We start from the raw sequence: 1637 nt of genomic DNA, 5'->3' as shown, positions 1-1637 counted from the left end.
GGGTACTGTACAGCGACCCAGGGGCTGGTTGGATCCCGAAGCGGCGGCTGTATTATTCAACCGCAATTAACAACGATTTGACCAACTGGTCAACGCTTAAACCGATTGAGGGATTGAATTACATGCCGCGTCATTTTGGACTAGTAAAGCAATGGGCTGTTAAAGAGATGTCGATGACGAGCGTTCGTGACCTTAAATGGGTGATGAACAATAACCTGAATCTGTTTACACGCCTGGTTAATAAATTATTGGACCAGTTCAATTATGAATACGATGACACGTTAGTGGTCACTACGATCAGTGAGTTAACAAGTAATAGTCTGGATCGTAAACTTTACCTAGAGTTACAGAACGTGTTCGCACCGATTAACGCCGATTTGTGTGTTTTGACGGATGTGTTGCGCGACTTCGAAATCCAAGACGATGAGATGAATTACTATGTTCCACCACAAGTGAGCACACCACTTGGATTAATGACTGACGACAACTACATTAAAAAGCTGAATGATAATTGGCAGACAGTGTTTAACGCATTGACGCTTTATCAAACAGTCTTTAAAAAGAACTTACTGATCATGCAGTAGGTTCTTTTTTGCTTACTGAAAATAGAAAGGTGTGAAGAAATGGATCCAAATTTTACTGACGTATATGTAAAAGACCCGTTAACATGGACTCCACAACCAATTGGCGGTTCTAAAAATGGGCATTACAAAGTGGATATTACCAATCCTACAATTGTGTCCTATCAGATTCCCATGCACCCACGGGTGGGCGACGATCATCGGCCTTTGCCACTATGGATTACTAGCAATGGGGTACCAATGCATTTCACTCAAAATACAGAGTTAATTCTCTACGGTGAAGATGCAGAAACCAAAATTAAAATTCACCATTTAACTTATGCCGGTGTGCCAACGTCTGAACAGGATGATTGGGGGGTCGGACGGGCCACATTATTACTGCCTAAAGCGTTCTTCTTAGCTGCTGGGGTTTTCCGGCAACTTATGCTGGTAGTGCGTGAAGGGCCACAAACTTTAGGCACTGTAAACTTAAGCATGTCGGTCATGCCCAATGAGTTTGCCAACCTGACCGTAACCAATCACGATTTTGACAGTGATTTTCAACAACAAATGGCAGCGTTGATCAAATCACTGACTGATGAATTTGACGCCAAGTATCAAAAGTTCGAAGAGCTTTTGAATAACGCCAAAACGACGGCCGGCAATGATTTAGACGCTTTTACCACCTACATGAACAACATCAAGAAACAGCTGGACGATGCAACAGGCTCGATGCCAGCACAAATTGCCTTACTACAGTCCGCACTTGATGCGATTAAGAAGCAAATTGATGAAATCGTGGGTGTCTTTGCGCCGCAGGTGCAAAACGTTAAGTTTACTGGCTCACTGCCAAGTGTGGTTGGTTTCGCCTATAACTACGGGGCTGGGCAGCCACAGATTGATCCGGTGACTTATAAACCCGTAGAACAGATTGAAGTGCAATGTCAGGTGCATGGCGAGGATTCAACCGTGATGGACCTATACATTAAGAGCCTGCGGGTCGTTACGGGTAACACGTCCATCAGTGGCGATGGAAAGCTGCTTACCGTGGTGGATCAGAAAAACAATCAGTATGTT

At 44.1% G+C, this 1637-nt stretch carries 2 protein-coding genes; both read left to right on the top strand.

What is annotated here, in order from left to right; translation table 11 throughout:
- On the top strand, window positions 1-584 hold a 584-nt coding region (locus ACKTR5_RS11645; RefSeq protein ID WP_407881669.1), incomplete at its 5' end, for a hypothetical protein.
- Window positions 585-623: 39 nt separating this feature from the next.
- Window positions 624-1637, top strand: a 1014-nt coding sequence (locus ACKTR5_RS11640) for a hypothetical protein (protein WP_407881668.1), incomplete at its 3' end; no start/stop codon positions are given.

The organism is Furfurilactobacillus entadae (assembly GCF_045862745.1).
GTDB lineage: Bacteria > Bacillota > Bacilli > Lactobacillales > Lactobacillaceae > Furfurilactobacillus > Furfurilactobacillus entadae.
The sequence above is the reverse complement of the archived record's forward strand: the minus strand, read 5'-3'. Positions and strand labels throughout refer to the sequence as shown.